Source organism: Streptomyces sp. NPDC041191 (assembly GCF_055591945.1).
Window position 1 is genome coordinate 347,949 of record NZ_JBVIZC010000009.1, and the last position, 17,145, is coordinate 365,093.

The window sequence follows — 17,145 nt, forward strand, 5'->3', positions numbered from 1 at the left end:
CGTGCTCGACGTCGGGGTTTCCCGGAGGAACGCCGGGGGGGAACCCCCGTCCTTCCCCCATCCGGAGCCGACCCCCTGCCCTTCCGGGCGCTCGCTTGACTACTCTGGACGCGGTGGTGCCGAGTGCACCACCGCCTCGCGCGCGCAGGGCCGCCGTCGCGGCCCGCGAGGCTTTCCTACGACCCGAGGAGTGACTCCCTCCAGCAATGGACGGACCGTCCGGTAGTACCCGCGCCGCCCTCTTCCAGGAGGCGGCGGCATGATCGTCTCCCTTCTGCTGCTCGCCGCGGCCTTTCTCCTGATCCTCGCCAACGGCTTCTTCGTGGCCGCCGAGTTCGGTCTCGTGACCGTCGAGCGCGCCGAGGCCGAGCGCGCCGCGGCCGCCGGCGACCGGCGTGCCCGCGCCGTCGTCACCGCCCTGCGCGAGCTGTCCTTCCAGCTCTCCGGGACCCAGCTCGGCATCACCCTCACCTCCCTCGTCGTCGGCATGCTCGCCGAGCCCGCGCTCGCCGGGCTGCTGCACGGGCCGCTCACCGCGACCGGACTGCCCCGGGGGGCCGTCTCCGCGGCGTCGGTGGTGATCGGCATGCTCCTCGCCTCCGCCCTCCAGATGGTGGTCGGCGAGCTGGTGCCGAAGAACTGGGCGGTCTCCCGCCCGCTTCAGGTGGCCCGCTTCGTGGCCACCCCGCAGCACCGCTTCTCCGCCCTCTTCCGGCCGGTGATCTCCCTGTTCAACCGGGTCGCCAACCGCCTCGTCCGGCTCCTGGGCGTCGAGCCCACCGAGGAGCTGGACTCGGTCCGCACCCCCGGCGAGCTGGTCTCCCTGGCCCGGCACTCCGCCCTGGCCGGCGCGCTCGAACAGGACACCGCCGACCTCTTCGTACGGACCCTGTCCCTCGGCGGCCTCACCGCCGAGCGGGTCATGACCCCGCGCGTGAAGGTGAGTGCCCTCCAGTGGGACGCCACCGCGGCCGACGTCCTCAACCTCACCCGGGCCACCGGCCTCTCGCGCTTCCCGGTCTACCGCGACCGGATCGACGAGATCGTCGGCATGGTCCACCTCAAGGACGCGCTCGCCGTCGCCCCGCACGCCCGGCTGCGCACCCCCGTCGGCCGGATCGCGGTCCCGCCGCTCCTCGTCCCCGAGACGCTCCCCGCCCAGGCGCTCCTGGAGCGCCTGCGCCGCGAGCAGCCGATCGCGGTGGTCGTCGACGAGTACGGCGGCACCGCGGGCGTCGTCACCCTGGAGGACATCGTCGAGGAGCTGGTCGGCGAGGTCCGCGACGAGCACGACACCGCGGCCGACGGGCGGCCCGAACTGGTCGCCGTCCCCGCCGAGGACGGCCGTCCCGCCTGGGACGCCGACGGCTCCTGCCGGGTGCACACCCTGCGCCGGATGGGCCTCGACGCGCCCGACGGGCCGTACGAGACCGTCGCCGGGCTCGTCGCCGACCTCCTCGGGCGCATCCCCGTTCCCGGGGACCGGGTCGAGCTTCCCGGCTGGCTGTTCTCGGTCCGCCGCGTCGACCACTACCGCGCCGAGCACGTCCGGATCGTCCGGACGGACGCGGTCCCGCACCCGGCCCCGGTCCCGGGCGCCGAGGCGGGTCCCGCCGCGGCCCCGTCCCCCGCCGTCCCGCTGGTCGCGGAGGGCGTCCGATGAGCACCCTCCCCCTCCTCTTCGCCGTCCTCCTGGTCCTCGCCAACGGCTTCTTCGTCGGGGCCGAGTTCGCGCTCGTCTCCGTACGGCGCAGTCAGATCGAACCGCTTCCCGGCGCCCGCGCCAAGCAGGTCCTGCACGGTCTGGAGAACCTGCCGCAGATGATGGCGGCCGCCCAGTTCGGCATCACCGTCTGCTCGCTGACGCTCGGCGCCGTCGCCGAGCCGACCGTCGCCCGGCTGCTCGAACCCGTCTTCCACGCGGTCGGCGTCCCCGAAGGGCTGATCCACCCGCTCGGCTACGTCATCGCCCTCGCCGCCGTGGTCTTCCTCCACCTCGTCATCGGCGAGATGGTCCCGAAGAACCTGGCGATGGCGGCGCCCGAACGGACCGCGCTCCGGCTGGCCCCGGCCCTGGTCGGGTTCGCCCGGCTCTGCCGGCCCGTGACGGCGGCCCTGGGAGCCTGCGCCCGGCTGGTCCTGCGGGCGTTCCGGGTCGAACCGAAGGACGAGGTCGAGGCGGTCTTCACCAGCGCCCAGCTCGGCCGCCTCGTCGAGGACGCCGGCCAGGCCGGGCTGCTCGACCCGGCCGAGCAGGAGCGCCTGGAGGACGCCCTCGAACTGGGCAGCCGCCCCGTGACGGACGTCCTCATCGCGTCCGCCTCCCTGGTCACGGTCCCGCCCTCGGTCACCCCCCGGGAGATCGAGGAGCTGACCGTGCGGACCGGATACTCGCGCTTCCCGGTCCGCGCCGGGGGACACGGCGCCTTCCTGGGCTTCGTGCACGTGAAGGACGTCCTCGACCTGGAGGAGCGGGAGGGGGCGGTGCCGCGGCGCCTGTGGCGGCCGATGGCGACCCTCCGCGCCGACGTGCCGCTCGACGACGCCCTCACCGTGATGCGCCGCGCCGCGACCCATCTGGCGCAGGTCGCGGACGGCACCGGCGCCGTCCTCGGGCTCGTCGCCCTGGAGGACGTCCTGGAGACGCTGGTGGGGGAGGTCCGCGACCCCGCCCACCGCGTGGACCCGCCGCCCGCCCCGGCCCCGGTGGCAGCCTCCCCGGCCGCCGCGCGCGGGTAGCCGCCCCGGGGCTTCGTCCCCGGCCGCCCGGTTCCCTCGACGGCTCCGCCCCGCCCGCTCCCCGGGCGGGGCGGAGCCGTCGGACTCCCGGGCCGCGCACCGGCGTACGGCGCCGGGGACGGGGCGGGGCCCGTAGGGTGACGGCCGTGATCAAGAAGAGAATCCTCACCGCCCTCCTCATCGGCGGCCTCCTGACGGCGGGCGCCCCGCCCGCCTCGGCCGACGAAACGGTCTACGTGGCCACGGGCCCCGTCTTCAACAAGCCCCGCGGCACGACCGGGGAGCAGAGCGCGATCCTGGGACACCTCGGCCGCCTCGTCAACGGCGCCACGGGCGGGTCGACCATCCGCATATCGCTGTACGCCTTCGGCTCGGGCTGGCTCGCGGACCAGCTCGCCGCGGCCCACCGCAGGAACGTGAACGTGCAGGTGCTCGTGGACGACGACAGCGTCAACGCCCCCTGGATGTACACGGCGGGGAGGCCGGTGCGGGACAAGCTGAACGCGGCGTTCGCGGAGACCCCGCCGGCCGGCGCCGCGTACGGCACGTCCTGGTTCAGGGTGTGCGCCCCGAACCGGCCGTGTCTGGCCGCGGGCACGGGCGGCGTCAACCACAACAAGTTCTTCCTCTTCTCCCGGACCACCGGCAGCGGTTCGCCGGTCAGGGGCGAGCCGCAGGAGAACGTCGTCGTGCAGTCGTCGGGCAACCTCACCACCTGGGACCGCGAGACCGGCTGGAACGACGCCATGACGGTCGTCGGCAACCAGGCCCTGTACGACGGCTACACCCGGTACTTCGGCCTGCTGGCCGACTCGCAGGCACGGCCGGACGGCTCCGCCCGGGTCAGTGACCTGGCGATCGACGTGGAGGCGGGACCGGCCAAGGCGTACTTCTTCCCCCGCTCCTCGACGGACGTCGTCGAGAACATCCTGAGCATGGTCGAGACCCCCGTCACGGGCCCCGACGGAAAACCGCTCGCGACCTGCCACGGGAACACCCCGGGCCACGGCACCGCCGACGGCCGCACCGTGATCCGGATCGCCAACGGGCACATCTCCCGGCCGGCCGTGGCCGAGAAGCTGTGGAAGCTGGCCGACGCGGGCTGCTTCGTGGACGTCGTCCACGGCAAGCTCGCCGACTACGAGGCGACCGGCCCGCACCGCGAGACGGCCTACTGGCTCACCAGGTCGACCGCGAAGGGCAGGATCTCCCTCCACGCGCTGAACAACGGCGGACGGGAGGACCCGGCCGCCCCCGGGGCGACCGGCACGACCAGCCACACCAAGTACCTGCTCGTCGAGGGCTCCTACAAGGGCGTCAAGGACCAGAAGCTCGTCTTCACGGGCAGCCACCCGTTCACGGGGATGGCGCTCACCGCCAACGACGAGGCGCTGCTGAAGTACGCCGACCCGAAGGTGCACGACGACTACGTCCGGAACTTCCGTGCCCAGCGCGACGCCTCGGCCGCGGAGACCCAGTACGGAGGAGCCCTGTAGCGACGGCGCCGCGCCGTCGCGGGCACGCGCGACGGGCCCGGCGGCCCTCCCGGAGTACGCCCCGGGAGGGCCGGGGCGCGGTGAACGCCCCTCAGTAGCCCGGCGGTTCCTCCCGCGGGCCCCGGTCGGCCGGACCGCGGCCCGACAGGACCTCGCCGTACGCCTGCATGAGGTCCGCGAGCCGCAGGGTGGCCAGGTCCTCCCGGGACGGCCTCCCCGGGTATCCGGAGAGCCGCAGGTCCCGGTAGGCGCAGGACTTCTCGTACAGGGTGCGCAGGAACCGGCCGTTGCCCAGCTCGTCGATCCAGCCCTGTTCCACGACGTGTCCGCTGATCGAGCGCAGCTCCTCGCGGGCCTCGTCGTCCCAGCCGTCCCCGTTGGCCGCCGCCAGGACCTCGCCGATGGCGGTGAGTTCGAGCGGCCGGTACGAGGGGAAGTCCACCCGGGTGGTGAACCGCGAGGAGAGGCCCGGGTTGGTGGAGAGCAGCCGGTCCATGCCCTCGGGGTAGCCGGCCAGGATGACCACGAGGTGGTCGCGGTTGTCCTCGGCCCGCTTCAGGAGCACCTGGAGGGCTTCGTCGCCGTAGGCGTCGCCCTTGCTGTAGCCGGTGTTGGAGAGCGCGTACGCCTCGTCCACGAAGAGCACCCCGCCGACCGCCGAGTCGATCAGCTCATTGGCCTTGACCGCCGTCTGGCCCAGGAACTCGCCCACCAGATCGGCCCGTTGGGCCTCCACGAGATGGTCGCCGCCGAGCAGCCCGAGGGCGTAGAAGACCCGGCCCAGGATGCGGGCGACCGTGGTCTTCCCGGTGCCCGAGGGACCGGAGAAGACGAAGTGCCGCTTCGGCGGCTGGACCGGGAGCCCCTGGTCGGCGCGGAGCCGGGCCATCTCCAGCTGCGCCGAGAGCGCCCTGACCTGACGCTTCACCGGCTCCAGTCCGACCATGCCCTCCAGTTCGGCGAGCGCCTCCGCGAGCAGGGCCGGGTCGGTGGGGCCGGCCGGGAAACGCGGCGGCACCGGCTGGCGGGGCAGCCGGGCCTTCTGCCGCACGGGTTCCGGCGGGGGGACCGGCGCGGCCGGCGGCACCGGGTCGGGCGCGAGCAGCAGGCCGTCGCCGAGCCCCCCGGGGTCGGGCTCGGCGCCCGGCACGGTGTCCACCGCGTCCTGACCGGACCCGCCGCCGGGGGAGCCCAGGGCGACCGCCGCCAGCCCGGCGGGACCGTCCGTCCCCTCGTACCCCTCGTATCCCTCGTACCCTTCGAAACCGTCGTACGCCGTGATCGCCGCGAGCCGCGCGGCGGTGTCCATGAACGACGGGTCGATCCGGTGCACGGCCCGGTACAGCGGCAGGGCGGCGGCGCTGCGTCCCGTGCCCTCGTGGGCGCGGGCCAGCCAGTACCGCAGCTCCTTGCGCTGCGGCTGCTCGCTGCGACATCGCATCAGGGAGGCCGAGAGCAGCGGTTCGGCCTGGCCGTACATCTCCAGGCGCACCCGGGCCATGCCGCCGAAGAGTCCGGCCTCGATGCCGAGCAGCGGATCGTCCACGAGGGTCTCGGTGTGCCGGACGAGCTGTTCCCAGTCCTTGACGAGATAGGCCCGGCAGGCGTGCAGGAAGCGCACCTGGGGATCGGTGTCCACCGGCGGGAGCCCCGCCAGGGCCCGGTCCAGTTCGGGCACGTGACGGCCGTCGAGCCAGTGGGAGGCGTGGGCGAGGAGCAGGTCGCGGGGGCTCTCCAGGACGGGCTGCACCCACCAGCCCAGCCAGTACCAGGAGTTGAGGGTGCGCCGGTACCGCGTCCGCTGCTCGCCGAAGCGCTCGCGGTGGCGGTACATGCGCAGCAGCGCGGTCGTGGTGTCGGCCCGGAGCGCGTGCAGTCCGAGCCAGGCGTCCGCCATCCCGGGGTCGATCCGCACCGCCGTCCGGAACTCCTCCTCCGCCTGCGGATAGGCGCCCATCGTGTAGGCGTCGACCCCGCGCAGCCAGGCGAGCTCGGCCGGGGGCTGCGAGCCCTGTGTGCCGATGTCCATCGGGTCCCCCACAACCGTCATCGCATGGACGGGATTTGACCGCACCTGCGGGCATCGTACCCGCGCGGGGGTGGGCGCTTGAGGAGAAGCGCGTGATCCGGAAGCGGTGACCCTGGGTGAACGCCGGGGGACGCAGGGGTTCACGGGGGAGGGGTGAAGGGCAGAACGAAGCCCCCGATCACGGGGGAACAACCGGGGGCTTCGTGTCCGCGGCGGCTCCGAAAAGCCGCACATTCAGAACGTAAGACCTGTACGCCCCCCGGGTCAAGCCGAGTTGGGGCACGTGCGCAGGCGGACCCGGAGCCCCTCATTCCCCGGGCATCGAGCCGTCACGGTGGGTGAGGGCGTGGTCCGCGCTCGTCCCCGCGCCGGGCCCCGGAAGCCACTCGTACCCCGTCCGCCACTCCCGCACCAGGGCATCGGCGAAGGGGCGGGAGGGGTCGTCGCCGAAATGGCGAGTCTCCGCCACGGTCCAGCCGTCCCAGAACGCGGCCTGCTCCGGGCCGTCCCGGTGCCGTCCCCGCGCCCAGGACTCCTCCGCCCCGCGCTCCATCCACACCAGCCGTGCCAGGAAGGGCCGCACCTCCCGCCGGCCCGCGCCGACGCCCTCGACGAGGACCACCGGTGCCGGGGGCAGCGACCGCGGCTCCCCGAAGCGCCGCAGCCGCCAGTCGTACGGACGGTAGGACGCGGTCCGGCCCCGCGCGAGGGGTTCCAGGACCTGCTCCCGCAGCCGGCCGGTCCACGCGAAGAGCTCCTCGTGGGTGGCGAGGTCGTCGAGGTGGAGGACGGGCGCGCCGCCGAGGGCGGCGGAGAGGCGGGCCGCGAGGGTGGACTTGCCCGAGCCCGCGTGCCCGTCGACCGCGACCAGCCGGACCGGTCCGCAGGAGGGCGGCAGCCGGAGCAGCGCGTGTGCCGCGCGGTCGAGAGCGTCCATGCGACCAGGGTAGGGGGCGGAGACCGCCGCAGGTCAGGAAGGTGCCGCCGCCAGTGGTCGGGACCAATATTGGTGCGGCGACGCGGGGCGAAGTGCTGGCGGGGCCGGTCGTGAGCCGGGATAGTGGGCCCGCGCGCACCCGCCCGCGGGCCCGTACGGAATCCACGGCCGTGCGTCCGTGTGCCCGCGCGTCCGTGTCCCGTGCCCGTGTCCTGTGTGTCCGTGTCCGTGTCCGTGCCCTGCGGGGCTGTGTCCTGTGCGCCCGTACGACGACGGCCGTTCCCTCCGGCACCTTCGGGGTCACGGCCCGGCGGGCCCACCGCTCCGCACGCCCACCGTTCTCGACTGGGGGTCACCGCCCATGACCAGCTCCACCCCGCGCAGAACCGTCCTCGCCGCGGCGCTCGCGGCCGCCGCCGGAACGGCCGCCACCGCCGTCCCGGCCGTCGCCTCCGGCCCCGCCGCCCGGGACCGCGCCCCCGGTCCCGGGCTCGTCGACAACCGTTTCTGGTCCTCGTACACCGACTGGCGGTGCGGCACGGCCGCCGGCACGAAGGCGGTACCCGGCCACCGGACGGGCCTGGTCCTCGCCACGCCCGTCGGCCGCCTCGACCACACCGACCCGCACACCGGCCGCACCTCCTCCTGGGAGTACGCCGGTTGGACCTCACCGGTGTACACCCCGGCCGTGCCCGCCACCGAGGTCGTCGCCTCCTGGAACGCCCGTACGCCCCCGGGCACCTGGCTCCAGGTCGAGCTGTCCGGCACGTACTCGGACGGCACGGACACCCCCTGGTACGTCCTCGGCCGCTGGACCTCCGGTGACGGCGAGGCCGACATCCGGCGCACCTCGGTCGACGGCCAGGGCGACGGCAGGAGCAGCGTCTGGACCGACACCTTCGCGATCGACGACCCGGCGGGCGGACTCCGGCTGCGCTCGTACCGGCTGCGCCTGACCCTGTACCGCGCACCGGGGAGCGGCCTCACCCCGACGGTGTGGCGGATCGGCGCCATGGCCTCGGACATCCCGGACCGCTTCACCGTCCCGGCCTCCGTGCCCGGTCCCGCCCGCGAGCTGGCGGTGCCCCGCTACTCGCAGAACACCCACGTCGGGCAGTACCCCGAGTACGACAACGGCGGCGAGGCGTGGTGCAGCCCGACCTCCTCCCAGATGGTCGTGGAGTACTGGGGCCGCCGGCCCTCGGCGGCGGACCTGGCCTGGGTGGACCCGGCCTTCGCCGACCCCCAGGTCTGCCACGCGGCCCGCTTCACCTACGACCACCAGTACGAGGGCTGCGGCAACTGGCCCTTCAACGCCGCCTACGCCGCCACCTACCCCGACATGAACGCCGTGGTCACCCGGCTGCGCTCGCTCACCGAGCTGGAGACCCTGATCCGGGCCGGCATCCCGGTCATCACCTCCCAGTCCTTCCGCAAGGAGGAGCTGACGGGAGCCGGATACGGCACCTCCGGCCACCTGATGGCCGTCGTCGGCTTCACGGCGGACGGCGACGTCGTCGCCAACGACCCCGCCTCACCGGGCAACGAGGCCGTACGCCGGGTCTACGCACGGCGCGAATGGGAGAACATCTGGCTGCGTACGAAGAGGTACGACGCGAACGGCAAGGTCAGAAGCGGTACGGGCGGGGTCTGCTACGTGTTCTGGCCGGTCAGGACGGCGTCGAGTCAGCACCGCGCGCTGCGGTCGCTCGGTCTGCTGTGAGCGTGTGCGGCCCGACGGCCGTCTCCACGACCTGACGGCAACGCTCCCGGCCGTCCTGCGTGAGGTGGCCGTACCGGTCCACCGTGCCCTGACCGAACGGTGCCCGAGCCGGCGAGACACCTCGTGAACGGACACGCCGCTGGTCAGGGCCACGGTGGTCCATTTGTGCCGCGCGTCGCGCGGGCCGTATGCGGGAAGATCGGGCCGCCTGATGGCGCGGTCCCACGACTTGCGCAGAAGATCGGGATACGGCATTCCGCCGCTCGCATTGCGAATCGGAAGCCGGTCGATGAACGGCTCAAGGGAAGCGGGCACGGGGGTGTCGCGCCACTCGCCTTCTTTTCGATGCTTCAGCGGGGCGTATTTCGGCGTGTACTTTCCGGAGGCGTCCTTGTAGCGAATCACCTGCCGCCGGATTCGCAGGGTGCCGTCACGCATGTCCTCGGGGAAGACTCCCAGAGATTCCCCTATACGAAGTCCGCAACACGTCATGAGTCATATCGCCGGAGACAGGCGAGGTCCGATCTCCTTGGCGATGGCGGTTATCTCGTCAAAGCTGGGAAGTTTCCTGTCGTCGACAGGAATGACGGGGTCCTCCAGCTTCTCGGCCTGCGTCATGGGATTCACGGGAATCCGCCTGTGTCACACAGCGTGGGAGAACAGCGCCGAGAGGGCTATGTGCCGGGACTCGATGGTGTTGAGGGCCGCCCCATCCCGGCGCCAGCGTGCGTACAGACCCTTGATGTCCGCTGCGGTGACCTGCGGGATCATCTTGCTCCCCAGGTGGGGGACCACGTGGAGGCGGACGATGCGCTCGTACGACTCGAGGGTGTCGGCGGAAGCGGTCTTTTTCGCGAGCCAGTCGTCCGCGTACCGGCGGAGCGACACCTTGTCGGCGTCGGGGTCGACGTAGATGTTCTCGCGCTTGTCGCCTTCCATCTTGGTGGCGAAGTCGACCGCGTCCTTCTTCCGGGCGAACGACTTCTCCCGCTGACGCCCGGTGCGTCCGCCCGGCTCCCGGTAGCGGACGGTCCACCGCTTGCCGGACACGGCTGAACCATTGTCGATGATTTGAGCCAACCTGCTCATTCGTCTCTGCTCAAACGGCTGTTGGCCGTTTTTCGGTGTGGGTGGTGTTGTAGTTGATGTTTCCAGCCGTGCCAAATCCCCGGGCGCCGGAAGATTTGGCTGCCCGGCTTCACCCGGTCGGTATTGACCCGAAACAGTTTGAGTTCTGGGTGGTTGGTGGGGTGTGAGCGATCTGGTGGGGGACGCGCGGCATCTTTCGCCGTCGGCGCAGGAGGCTCTGCGGTTGCGGGTGGTGGCGGCGCTGGTGGCGGGACGGGGCCGTGGGGACTTGGCGGTGGTCTTCGGTGTGTCGCTGAAGGCGGTTGACATCTGGTGGGCGAAATGGCAGGCCGGCGGGCGGGAGGCGCTGGTGATGTGCCCGCGTGGCAAGCCGGTCGGGGTGCATCAGGTGCTCGGGGAGACCGGGCAGGCCGCGGTGCGGCAGGGCGTTCTCGATCACCGGCCCTGTGACGCGGGCCTGAGCGGGCAGTTGTGGACTCGGCGGCTGGTTGGCGAACTGATCGCGAAGCTGTACTGGGTGCGGCTGACCGAGGTGGGGGTGGGCAAGTACCTGAAGCGGTGGGGACTGTCCTTCCAGCGCCCGGACAAGCGGGCCGTCGAGCAAGACCCCGAGGCCGTAGCGCGCCGGCATCAGGAGACGTGGCCGGAGATCCGCGCGAAGGCGAGGAGGGACGGCGGAGAGATCCTCTTTGCCGACCAGGTCGGCATCCGCTCGGACCAGGTCACCGGCCGCACCTGGGGCGAGAAGGGCAGGACACCGGTGGTGCGGCGGAGCGGGAACCGGTTCTCGGTCAACGCGATGTCGGCGATCAGCACCAAGGGCCGGATGCACTTCACGGTCTTCACCCAGAGCTTCACCGCCGAGGTGATGTGCCGCTTCCCGGACCGGCTGGCCGGCCACTTCGACCACAAAGTCCATTTCGTGGTCGACGGGCACTCCGCCCACCGTTCCAGGAAGGTCCGCGACTGGCCGGCGGCCGCCCATCCCGACGACGTCGAGCTGCACTTCCTGCCGCCGTACTCGCCCGGGCTGAACCCCGACGAGCTGGTCAACGCCGGCCTCGAACACAGCCTGCCCAAGCAGCACCGAGCCCGGGATCAGGCCGAACTCGCAGCCGAGACCCGCCGCTTCTTCCGCAGACGCCAGCGACAGCCACACATCGTCCGCGGCTACTTCGGCGGCCCACATGTCCGCTACGTCCTGGACGAGAACCCCATGAGTTTCTGACTCAATAGCGCCTGCTGAGACGGGCCCTCTTCCTTATGTCAGTTCCACGGCAACGGTCTGGGGCAACCCCACGACGCGCCCAGATCGTCGGTACCTGGACCCCGTAGATGACAGAAAACCTTATTGCGGCACCCTAGCAACACGTAGCCGTCACAGGCCACTTACCCAACGAAGCTGCGGCTTTTCTGGCGTACCCAAACACTGCAATCATGGAGATGGGCACGGGGGTGCACCCGAGCCGTGAAGGCCCCGACGTGGGACGCCCCGGCAAGGCCCCGCGTGCGGCCATCGCGCGCCGCCGCGCTCCCTGGAAGCCGAGCGGCTCGACCGGCTGTTCTTCGTCGCCTACAAGAAGGCCATCCGCGACCAGGGCCTCGCGGTACGGCAAGAGCAGACGCGCTTCGCGCTGGGCCCCGCTGTGGTACCTGCGGCGCAACCCCGGCCACCGCATGGTGATCGTCAGCTACTCTGCCGACCTGGCCGACGACCACGGCCGATGGATCAGGGACGCCATCCTCATCTGGGGCGATGACCTCGGCCTCCAGCTCAAGCCCGGCAGCTAGGCCGCCAACCGCTTCGACATCGTCGGCGGCCAAGGAGGACTCCTCGCGGCTGGCCTCGTCGGCGGCCTGACCGGACGCGGCGCGCACATCGCCATCGTGGGCGACCCGGTCAAGAACATGGCCGACGCCGACTCCCCGACCATGCGAAGGCACGCTTGGGACTGGTGGACCTCCGTCATCTAGACCCGACTCGAACCGGCCGGGGCCATCTGCCTGATCCAGACCCGCTGGCACGAGGACGACCTCGCCGGGCGCATCCTCGCCACCGAGCGCGACGCCTGGCGTGTCATCGACCTCCTCGCGCTCGCCGACAGCCCGGGCGACCCCCCTCGGCCGCGCGCCCGGAGAGGCCCTGTGGCCCGAACGCGTCGACGCCGCCCACCACGCCAAGACCTGCAAGCGCGTCGGCGAACGCGTCTGGGGTGCCCTGTACATGCAGAAGCCGCGCCCGCCTGCGGGAGGCGTGTGGCAGCGCGAGTGGATTGACAACGCCCGCATCAACGCCGTGCAGTTCTCCGGCCTCGACATGGCCCGCATCATCGTCGCCGTCGACCCCGCCGACGGCGAGAGCACCGTCGGAGATGAGACCGGCATCGTCGGCGTCGCCCGCGACTTCGACCGACAGCTCTACGTCCTGGCCGACCGGTCCGGCTCGATGGGCGCCAACGACTGGGGCCTGGCCGCCTGCCGCCTCGCCCTCGAACTCAAGGCCGACGCCATCGTGGTAGAGAAGAACTACGGCGGCGACATGGCGAAACAGGTGGTCACCCAAGCGTGGGAGCAGCTGCGCTGCGACGGTGTCACCAAGGGCCTGCTCATGCCGATGTTCCTAGAGGTCACCGCGAGGGTCGGCAAGCGCCTCCGCGCGGCGCCCGTGGCCCAGCTGTACGAACAGCAGCTCGTCCACCACGTCGGTGAGTACACAGAGCTAGAAGACCAGATGGTCACCTGGATCGAAGGCATGGACAGCCCGGACCCCATGGACGCAGCCGTGCACGGTCTCACCGAACTGGCCGACCCCGACCAGCTCGACACCCCCCCGGTTCCGACGACGACCGCTTCGATGGGCGGCGATGAGGTAGGCCGCGCCACTCCAGTACCGCAGCACCTCCTTTTTGGTATGTGGTTCATAAAAGTTGAGAGCGTGGGCTAGCCTGCGAGTGCCGGATAACGGCCTTGGGTCGCGCGAGAGCACGCGTGGCGGAGCCAGCGTCGAGCCACCAGCAGGGCTGATGACCCGACGCTCAAACGCAGAAGACCTTGGCCCTAGGAAGCGTGGGGTCTTGCTGCGCCGGGAGAGGTGTGGTCGGCTGTGTCTAGTGGTCGATGATCCAGAAGAAGACCTGGATCAGGGCCCCCAAGAGCAGTCGGCCGTACCTTCCTTCATGGGACGGTTTGGGGCGGCGCCGCCGTCCTGTTCCGCGTAACACCGAACTCGCCTCACCTTCACGGCACCCCTCGGACAGTGCCTGTTGCGGATTTGCCGAGGAGGCGAGGGAGACCGGTGCACCCGGCCACACCCTACGAGAGAGACACGCACGGTGAAGGGCAGTTACACATATCCGAGTTGAGACGGAAACGGCCTCAAGAGGAAACAGTCCCACGAACGGTTCGGACGGCTTGGTAGCCTCGCGATCATGACGACTCGGGGGAGCCTGGTCGGTCACGGCGTACGGCATCCTGCTGGCCGTCACCGGTCTCACCGGATGCACGGTGGACGACAGACGGGGCTGGAGCTGCAGCAGCAGAGCATCGCCAACGGTACCCTGCTGGCGTACGCGGGTCCGAGCGAAGAGGAGTGTTCGGCTTGCTGGACCCAGTTCGGTGAGCGTGAGCAGACACCAGGCGGGCTTCATCTCAGCCTGCTCCTCCTTCCCCGCACCGGGGCTTCCTGGCTACGACGAGGCCGCGGCTGAGGCGGCCGGGAAGAGGCAGTAACACGTGGGGTGAACCAACGGCGTGATCTCCCTCAGGCACGGTGGCGGTCGCACCACTGGAGCGACCGCCACCGGCTAGCTACCGCCGCTGCTCGAACATGACCAGGAAGGGGGAGACGAATCCCGACGCTTCGACCGGGCTGGTGTTCCCGAAGATGACCAGCAGCGCCCCGGCCACCAGGGCGATCCCGTAGATTCGGGCCGCAGTGGCGGCGTCACCGTTGCTGACTTCGGGCACGGCGTTTTTTTCGCACATAATGGAGTAGCTCCTGTTCTTTGCTGGACAAGGGCACACGGTTACTCACAGCGACTAGGACCCCTGTGGTAACCAGATGGCGGCTGGGGTGGCGGCGCATTGCAGTGCGCGTACCGCCTCAGCCGTTAGTCATGGGTCGATGTGAAGCCTCCTTCAGGGTTTGGCCATACGACCTCGATGCACAGGGACGCGCAGAGGTCGAGCAGGTCCTCTCTCGGTGCTGCGGGCACGAGCAGCGTGAGAGTGGGAGTCGGCTGGAAGAAGCGGCGATAGTCCACCAGGGCGCCGATCGCACTTCGAACTGACTGCCGAGTAGTGTTGTGTTTTACCTCGATGAGCCTGTTCTCGGTGACGTCCAGAAGATCAACGCGGGCAATTCTGGTTTCGCCCTTCACTCGGACCTGTGCGCTGACGACTTCCCGTCCGAGACCGTGCAGGTGGCTCGCGTAGTCCCCGGTCAACCGTCGGAGGATGTCGTTCGTGGATTCCTGAGGTTGTCGGCGGACGCGGGCAACGGTGATCTCGGGTGCCTTGGTGATGCGTGTTTCAGTCAGCGGAGTGACCGGCAGGCGCGGTCCGTCGGGGACGGTGGCTCCGACCGGCCGTAGGCGGAAGACGATCACGGTCCGCATGTGGCCGTTGGCGTCTGGTGCGTCCGCGATGTAGTACGGCTGTTCAGTGTCGACCTCGAAGCGGCCCAGGTGGCGATAGAGCCGACCCGGTTCGTCTGAATGCCTACGCAGTTGGTGGAACAGGTGCACCGCGCGACCCTGCTCCTTATGGCGCAGCAGTGCCAGGTTCCCTCGCGTCATCTCCTGGTCGCCGTGCATGCCGGCGCCCGAGAAGTGGAAGATTCCGTCCTCCCCCCACCCCGTGAAGTCATCTGGGCTTGGTCGTTCGGCGGCGAAGATCATCACCATCTGAGCCTGGGTCGACGGCGAGATGCCGCCTTGCGGGGTACCGCCGAAGCGCGCGTGCAGATCGCGCCGCGCTACTACCTCGCCAACCTTCAACTCGTCCTTGGCCACCGCCCCACCTCCCATGCCATGAAGGCTAGCGCAGTCACTATGAGGGGAGAGGGTGACTTCACCTCGTCACGTGAAATTTGCGGGTACTTGGACTGTACTTATGCGTAGAAACCCCTATGAAAGCTCCGGTGTACTCCTAGCGCCAGTTATCAAATCGTTATGAACGATCTTGGGGTGAGCTTCGGACACGTAGGGTGTTGCTTGCGGCGCGGGGCCGACTGCCTGGAGGGGCACTGTGGGCCTGCGCGAGCTGATCACCGACGCCTGGAGCTGGCTGGACTACAAGCCGGTCATGGCTGATTCGAGACGGCCGGGGCGGAACACCTGGGCGGACTTGACCTCGTCGTGGATTCCCGACGAGGACCTGCGCCACCTGGCTGCCTACCGGTTGCTGGCCGCCTACGACTCCAACCAGGCCGAGCAGCTCGCCGCGCTGAGCGGGGACGACGATAGCGGGACCGAGCGCCGGGAGCTGGGCGACCTGTCGAAGATCGTGGACACCGCGCTCGGCTACCTTCTCGGCTCCGAGCAGACCATCAGCGTGGCCGGCGCCGAGCACGCCGACGACGAACCGTCCCCGGAAGCCGCCGCGGCGCACGCCGTGCAGGAGCGGCTGCGGGCGTGGGCGGAGAAGGAGCTGCTGCCGCTGCGCATCCAGCAGACGGAGCGCAACGCGATCCTCCTGGGCGACGGGGTCTACACCCTGGCGTGGGAGCCGGGGAAGGGCCGCGTCCTGCTGCGTACCTGGGGCCCGGGCCTGTACTTACCGGAGTGGCCGGAGGACGGCGAGCAGGACGGTGCCGAGTTCCCGATGCGGGTCCACCTGGCGTGGGAACTGCCCGAGGACAAGCGCCGCGGCCTGAAAACCGGGGTCCGACGCATCACCTACGAACTCGCCCCTATCGGCCCGGCCAGCCGCCGGACCACGACCAAGGACGGGAGCGCGATCCGCGAGTTTCTGTATGGAGAGGACGGGACACCGGTCCTCGTCGGGGGCGACGAACTCGATGCGGACAGCGGCGTCATCACCCGCACCTACCCGTGGGCGCCGAGCCGGCCCAGCCCGTGGACGCGCCGACGGGGCCCCGTGGTCCTGGGTCGGCAACACCATCCACACGGTGACCGTCGAGCTCGTAACACGATCATGTTCGGGTCTTCTTGAGGCGTCTCCAGCAGATGAGGCTGCAGGCGAGAGAGACGAAGGCGTCGTGGAGTTCGGTGCGGCGTTCCCAGCGGACGGCGAGGCGTTTGAACTGGTGGAGGAGGGCAAAGGTCTGCTCGACGACGTAGCGGAGCTTGCCCAGGCAGTGGATGTTGGGGGCGCCCCTGCGGGAGATGATCGGCAGGATCCGGCGTTTTCGCAGTTCGTTGCGGTTGAGGTTGGAGTCGTAGCCCTTGTCGCCGAGCAGGGCTTCGGGTCGCCTGCGGGGGCGGCCGGGCCGTCCGGCGACGGGCGGGATGCCGTCGACCAGGGAGAGGGTCTGGGTGACGTCGTTGACGTTGGCCGCGGTGGTGATGACTCTGAACGGGGTGCCGCGTCCGTCGCAGATCAGGTGGTGCTTGCTATCCGCCTTTCGCCGGTCGACCGGCGACGGACCGGTGTCGGCGCCCCCTTTTTCGCGCGGACGTGGGAGCCATCGACGCATGCTCGGGACCAGTCCAGTTCACCGGCCGCGTTCAGCTCGGCGAGCAGGATCCGGTGCGGTTGGTCGAAGACTCCGGACTTCTGCCACCGATCAAGCCGCTGCCAGCAGGTCTGACCCGAGCCGAACCCCAGCTCCAGAGGGAGCAGTTGCCAGGCGATGTCGTTGATCAGCACGTACAGGATGCCCTGCAGGCACTGCCGGTCCGGCACCGGCTGCAGGCCGGGAGTCTTCTCGGGCCAGGGTGGCAGCAGCGGCTCGATCAGCGCCCACAGGTCATCGTCCACGATCCACGGCCGGGTAGTCACACCATTCCGAACGGCCGAATCATCACACCGGTCACGGCCAGCCAGGGGCGCTCAACAAGATCGTGTTACGAATTCTACGTGAACCGGAGAGAGAAACATGGCACCAGCGCGAGAGCAGTCGGCCGGAGTCGAGGGCCGTGTCGTCTCGGCCGACGGCACCGAGATCGCG

15 protein-coding genes are annotated in these 17,145 nt (G+C 70.5%); 8 read left to right on the plus strand and 7 right to left on the minus strand.

From position 1 onward, the window contains the following. The first annotated feature begins 259 nt into the window (after nt 1-259). The 3 genes from ACZ6AQ_RS20200 (at nt 260) to ACZ6AQ_RS20210 (ending at nt 4,235) form a co-directional block, all read left to right on the plus strand. Nucleotides 260-1,663 carry a hemolysin family protein gene (locus ACZ6AQ_RS20200; protein WP_468760971.1) on the plus strand — a complete coding sequence of 468 codons (1,404 nt, stop codon included), beginning with the start codon at nt 260-262 and terminating at the stop codon, nt 1,661-1,663. Beyond that, nucleotides 1,660-2,739 carry a hemolysin family protein gene (locus ACZ6AQ_RS20205; RefSeq protein WP_468760973.1) on the plus strand — a complete coding sequence of 360 codons (1,080 nt, stop codon included), beginning with the start codon at nt 1,660-1,662 and terminating at the stop codon, nt 2,737-2,739. Before ACZ6AQ_RS20200 ends, ACZ6AQ_RS20205 begins: the two co-directional genes overlap by 4 nt. 146 nt (nt 2,740-2,885) lie before the next feature. Next, nucleotides 2,886-4,235 carry a phospholipase D-like domain-containing protein gene (locus ACZ6AQ_RS20210; RefSeq protein ID WP_468760975.1) on the plus strand — a complete coding sequence of 450 codons (1,350 nt, stop codon included), beginning with the start codon at nt 2,886-2,888 and terminating at the stop codon, nt 4,233-4,235. A gap of 91 nt (nt 4,236-4,326) precedes the next feature. On the opposite strand, the gene ACZ6AQ_RS20215 is transcribed toward ACZ6AQ_RS20210, so the two are convergent. Both ACZ6AQ_RS20215 and ACZ6AQ_RS20220 read right to left on the minus strand, forming a co-directional pair. Beyond that, nucleotides 4,327-6,264 carry an AAA family ATPase gene (locus tag ACZ6AQ_RS20215; RefSeq protein ID WP_468761021.1) on the minus strand — a complete coding sequence of 646 codons (1,938 nt, stop codon included), beginning with the start codon at nt 6,262-6,264 and terminating at the stop codon, nt 4,327-4,329. Between the two features lie 307 nt (nt 6,265-6,571). Beyond that, a complete protein-coding gene (locus tag ACZ6AQ_RS20220) occupies nt 6,572-7,201 on the minus strand; it encodes a uridine kinase family protein (protein WP_468760977.1) in 630 nt (209 codons plus the stop codon). Nucleotides 7,202-7,562: 361 nt separating this feature from the next. Between ACZ6AQ_RS20220 and ACZ6AQ_RS20225 the strand changes: the two genes are divergently transcribed. Further along, the gene (locus tag ACZ6AQ_RS20225) at nt 7,563-8,924 is read left to right on the plus strand and encodes a peptidase C39 family protein (RefSeq protein ID WP_468760979.1); all 1,362 of its coding nucleotides are present in this window, start codon (nt 7,563-7,565) and stop codon (nt 8,922-8,924) included. Between the two features lie 495 nt (nt 8,925-9,419). Here the strand turns inward: ACZ6AQ_RS20225 and ACZ6AQ_RS20230 are convergent, their stop codons facing one another. Next, nucleotides 9,420-9,542, minus strand: a complete 123-nt coding sequence (locus tag ACZ6AQ_RS20230) for a hypothetical protein (RefSeq protein WP_468760981.1) — start codon at nt 9,540-9,542, stop codon at nt 9,420-9,422. 24 nt (nt 9,543-9,566) lie between these two features. Further along, nucleotides 9,567-9,974 (minus strand): tyrosine-type recombinase/integrase, encoded by a 408-nt coding sequence (locus ACZ6AQ_RS20235; RefSeq protein WP_468760983.1) that lies wholly within the window; start codon nt 9,972-9,974, stop codon nt 9,567-9,569. A gap of 202 nt (nt 9,975-10,176) precedes the next feature. Here ACZ6AQ_RS20235 and ACZ6AQ_RS20240 point away from each other — a divergent pair, with 202 nt between their 5' ends. The 3 genes from ACZ6AQ_RS20240 to ACZ6AQ_RS20250 all read left to right on the plus strand — a co-directional run bounded on the left by ACZ6AQ_RS20240 (nt 10,177) and on the right by ACZ6AQ_RS20250 (nt 12,957). Further along, nucleotides 10,177-11,241 (plus strand): IS630 family transposase, encoded by a 1,065-nt coding sequence (locus tag ACZ6AQ_RS20240; RefSeq protein WP_468760985.1) that lies wholly within the window; start codon nt 10,177-10,179, stop codon nt 11,239-11,241. A gap of 227 nt (nt 11,242-11,468) precedes the next feature. Next, a complete protein-coding gene (locus ACZ6AQ_RS20245) occupies nt 11,469-11,804 on the plus strand; it encodes a hypothetical protein (RefSeq protein ID WP_468760987.1) in 336 nt (111 codons plus the stop codon). A gap of 283 nt (nt 11,805-12,087) precedes the next feature. After that, nucleotides 12,088-12,957: a hypothetical protein gene (locus ACZ6AQ_RS20250; RefSeq protein WP_468760988.1), complete on the plus strand. Its 870-nt coding sequence runs from the start codon at nt 12,088-12,090 to the stop codon at nt 12,955-12,957. An 863-nt stretch (nt 12,958-13,820) separates the two neighbouring features. Here the strand turns inward: ACZ6AQ_RS20250 and ACZ6AQ_RS20255 are convergent. Beyond that, a complete protein-coding gene (locus ACZ6AQ_RS20255) occupies nt 13,821-13,979 on the minus strand; it encodes a hypothetical protein (RefSeq protein WP_468760990.1) in 159 nt (52 codons plus the stop codon). 143 nt (nt 13,980-14,122) lie between these two features. Next, a complete protein-coding gene (locus ACZ6AQ_RS20260) occupies nt 14,123-15,025 on the minus strand; it encodes an SRA domain-containing endonuclease (protein WP_468760992.1) in 903 nt (300 codons plus the stop codon). Between the two features lie 235 nt (nt 15,026-15,260). On the opposite strand from ACZ6AQ_RS20260, the gene ACZ6AQ_RS20265 reads away from it, so the two are divergent. After that, on the plus strand, nt 15,261-16,187 hold the full coding sequence (locus ACZ6AQ_RS20265) for a hypothetical protein (RefSeq protein ID WP_468760994.1): 927 nt from the start codon (nt 15,261-15,263) through the stop codon (nt 16,185-16,187). Here ACZ6AQ_RS20265 and ACZ6AQ_RS20270 read toward each other — a convergent pair. Beyond that, nucleotides 16,168-16,958, minus strand: a protein-coding gene (locus ACZ6AQ_RS20270) for an IS5 family transposase (protein WP_468761023.1) whose coding sequence is annotated in 2 segments (ribosomal slippage) — nt 16,168-16,656 and nt 16,659-16,958 — 789 coding nt in all. Because the reading frame shifts where the segments join, the coding sequence is not laid out codon by codon here. The genes ACZ6AQ_RS20265 and ACZ6AQ_RS20270 overlap by 20 nt on opposite strands. Nucleotides 16,959-17,145: the final 187 nt, after the last annotated feature.

Excerpts from the sequence above, each read along its gene's own strand:
- ACZ6AQ_RS20205 (WP_468760973.1), top strand. The coding sequence starts at position 1,660 with ATGAGCACCCTCCCCCTCCTCTTCGCCGTCCTCCTGGTCCTCGCCAAC.
- ACZ6AQ_RS20230 (WP_468760981.1), bottom strand. The coding sequence starts at position 9,542 with ATGACGCAGGCCGAGAAGCTGGAGGACCCCGTCATTCCTGTCGACGAC.
- ACZ6AQ_RS20215 (WP_468761021.1), bottom strand. The coding sequence starts at position 6,264 with ATGGACATCGGCACACAGGGCTCGCAGCCCCCGGCCGAGCTCGCCTGG.
- ACZ6AQ_RS20225 (WP_468760979.1), top strand. The coding sequence starts at position 7,563 with ATGACCAGCTCCACCCCGCGCAGAACCGTCCTCGCCGCGGCGCTCGCG.
- ACZ6AQ_RS20200 (WP_468760971.1), top strand. The coding sequence starts at position 260 with ATGATCGTCTCCCTTCTGCTGCTCGCCGCGGCCTTTCTCCTGATCCTC.
- ACZ6AQ_RS20220 (WP_468760977.1), bottom strand. The coding sequence starts at position 7,201 with ATGGACGCTCTCGACCGCGCGGCACACGCGCTGCTCCGGCTGCCGCCC.